Origin of the sequence: Trichococcus sp., from assembly GCF_049589555.1 — a bacterium.
Taxonomy (GTDB): domain Bacteria; phylum Bacillota; class Bacilli; order Lactobacillales; family Aerococcaceae; genus Trichococcus.
Genome location: NZ_JBAWAZ010000058.1, coordinates 1 through 3168, shown reverse-complemented (window position 1 = coordinate 3168; position 3168 = coordinate 1). Strand labels below are relative to the sequence as shown.

The window sequence follows — 3168 nt, the reverse complement described above, 5'->3', positions numbered from 1 at the left end:
AGTGGCGCAGACATTGATCAGCCGCCACAATTCGCGGGCTTTGACGGTCCGGTAGGTGCGGACGGCGTTGCCGGTAGCTTCCCATTCGCGGGCATCGCCGCAGTTGGTCCATTCGGCATCGTAGTGCGCCATCGCGTCCGCGTCGTAATGTTCGACATCCGGGAAACGCAGCGCATATTCTTCACCCTTCATCACGGCGTCCATGAAGTCGTCGGTGATGCAGACGGAAATGTTGGCGCCGGTCAGGAACTCAGGATTGTTGACGGTGTAGGTGCCGCCATCGCGCAATTTCTTCTCGGCTTCATGGATGACCGAGGCATCAAAACCGCCATGCCCCGGGATGTGTTTGTAGTTGACGATGCCTGTATACATGTTGATATCTTTTGATGAAAACGGCGTGAAATGCAGTTTTTCCTTCGCCAACATGCGGATCTGTTCATCCTCGAAATTTTCGATGATGTAGCGGAGAATGCGCGGATTCTGCATCTTCGAAATGATGAATTCGAAGATATCCGGATGCCAGTCGGCCAACATAATCATCTGCGCCCCGCGACGGGATCCGCCTTGTTCGACCAGATGCGTCAACTTGGCGATGTCGTCCATCCAGGAAACGGAACCGGAAGAACGGCCGTTGACGCCTTTCACTATTGTGTGGCGTGGACGCAACGTCGAACCGTTCGAACCGACGCCGCCGCCACGGCTCATGATTTCCATGACTTTTTTGCGGTGATCGGAAATGCCGCCGCGCGAGTCGGGCACGAAAGGCATGACGTAACAGTTGAAATAGGTAACATCGGTACCGGAGCCGGCGCCGTAGAGCACGCGCCCGGCCGGGATGAAGTTCAAGGCTTTCTGTTCTTCGTAGAACTTCAGGAATGCTTCATGGCGCAGCTCCGGCGTGATTTCGACCTCGGCCAGGCCATGGGCGTTGCGCATCGCGATCTGTTCGTAGAAAAGCTCCAGCGGTTTGTCCAACGTCAGGATCCGGCGCGTCACGATGCCGCCTTCCTCGACTTCGAAATCATCGATGTTGTGCTGGTATTCCTCGGAAACTTTGATGCGGACCGTCTGTTCCTTGTGGTTTACGGAAAGGACGGTTCCTGTTCCGCGAGCCGGATATTTCGGGTCCTCCTTGACCGTAAGAATCACGATATCCCCTTCGGACAGGGTCTCCTTGGTGGAATCCTTGTAGGAGTAGCGATCCAACATGACGAGGCGGGACACGCCCTCATAAGTCACGTGCATATCCTCCGTAATCGGAAACACATGCGGGAACCGCTCGATGTCCTTGTTCAATTTTTCGAATCCTGCTTTAAATGTGGTCTTTGTTGCATCCACAATAATCACTCCCTTATTTATGGCGAAAACACTAGATGTTGTGCTGATGATTTGTTTCTCATACCATATATATTAATTCTGTTCGCCGGATAAATCAAGGGGAACAGTCGGCGGGGTGGAGCATGCAAACGGTTGAAAACGTTGTTTGGATGGAAGGGGATGCGTTTGTAATAATATATCGGCCAATAAGAAGAGGGTGTTGTGCGTCGGGATGGGGTTGTCGGCTTTCGCGGAAAAAATGAGTCGCGAACAGCCGAGACAGGGCGTGGGCGTCGACTGTTCTGAGAGGGACAAATGCTGAACAGCCGAGACAGGGCGTGGGCGTCGGCTGTTACGGAGGGGACGAATGCCTAACAGCCGAGACAAGGCGTACAAGTCGGTTTTCGGGGGAAAAGTGAGTCGCGAACAGTTGAGAGGACAAACCGTTATCTGGATCCGGAAACCCCAACAAATCCTTCCCCGCCCAGAATGCGAAATAGTACCCGATCAGCCATCCCGAAAGCTATAATAAAAGCAGCAAGAACAACAAAAGAAAGGAGCTCAAGCATGAACGATAAAGAACGCTTCGCGGACATGATCCGCAAATCAAAATGCATCGTCGCCTTCACGGGGGCGGGCATCAGCACGGAGAGCGGGATCCCTGATTTCCGTTCGGCGGGCGGGCTGTTCGACAGGCTGAGCGGCCGCCATTTCACCGGCGAGGAGACGCTCAGCATCGGTTTCCTGGAGGCGTATCCCGCGCTTTTCTTCCGCAATTATGCGGAGCACTTCGATTTTTCGCAGGCGTTCCCGAACGCCGGGCACCGTTTTTTTGCGGCACTTGAGCAGACAGGCAAAGAAGTCACCGTCGTCACGCAGAACATCGACAATCTGCATCAGACAGCCGGAAGCAGTGATGTCATCGAGCTCCACGGCAACGGGACGAGATGGCGGACGTTCGAAACGGCCGAACCCGCCGATGCCACCCAAATCAGCATGGACGCGGAAGGCATCCAGCGCGACCCCCAAGGCCGGATGGTGCGTCCAGATATCGTGCTCTACGGCGAGATGCTCGACGAGGAGGCGATGGAGCGCGCGGCTGCAGCAATCGGCGCCGCGGACATGCTGGTCGTCATCGGCACATCGCTGGCCGTCTACCCTGCTGCGAGCTTCGTCCACTATTTCAAAGGCCCTTACGCCGTGCTGCTGAACCGGACGCCCGTGCCGCAGTCGCTGTCCTTCCAGTTGGCCGTCCAGACCGATGCCGGCGCCTTTTTGGCGGACGTCTGGCAAGAATATTTTGAAAAATGAATAATACGGCGCTGAAACAAAATGGGAATTCTTGAAAGGGGAAGTCGTTATGTCGAAGCTGAGACAGCTCGCGAGCTACTTGGTCTATTCCTATGAAAACCATACGGCAGCCCGATTCGGCGACAACGAAATGAAGCTGCAGACGATGCTCTATTTCGCGCAGCGGGAATGTCTGGCGATTGTGGGCGAGCCGTTGTTTGAGGAAAGTTTCGAAAACTGGGAAGAGGGGCCGGTGCTGCCGGAACTGCATTTCTTCTTCGAGGAAGACTACGATCCCTTCGAACCGTTGGAGATGAAAAAGTTGACGGAGCGCGAACAGTTCATTCTGGACCGCATCGTCTTTGCTTACGGGCAGTACGAAGGCTGGTATCTGGCGGATTTGGCGCGCCGCGAAGCATCCTGGCGCAGAAGCAGGACGGGTCCGGCGGCAGAATCTGCTGAACCCAAACTGCTGGAACTTGCGGATATCCGCGAGGATGCGAAAAAAGTGCGGATCTACGACTCGTTGTTTGATGTTTATTTGGATGAACTGGAGAACTT

Annotated in this window: 2 protein-coding genes and 1 pseudogene; 2 read left to right on the top strand and 1 reads right to left on the bottom strand. The window is 54.8% G+C overall.

What is annotated here, in order from left to right:
* Positions 1-1338 (bottom strand): annotated as a pseudogene (locus WBV27_RS02775) (vitamin B12-dependent ribonucleotide reductase); the annotation flags it as partial.
* Between the two features lie 468 nt (positions 1339-1806).
* On the opposite strand from WBV27_RS02775, the gene WBV27_RS02770 reads away from it, so the two are divergent.
* A complete protein-coding gene (locus tag WBV27_RS02770; RefSeq protein ID WP_424199210.1) occupies positions 1807-2628 on the top strand; it encodes an NAD-dependent protein deacylase in 822 nt (273 codons plus the stop codon).
* A 49-nt stretch (positions 2629-2677) separates the two neighbouring features.
* On the top strand, positions 2678-3168 hold a 491-nt coding region (locus WBV27_RS02765; protein ID WP_424199208.1), incomplete at its 3' end, for a Panacea domain-containing protein.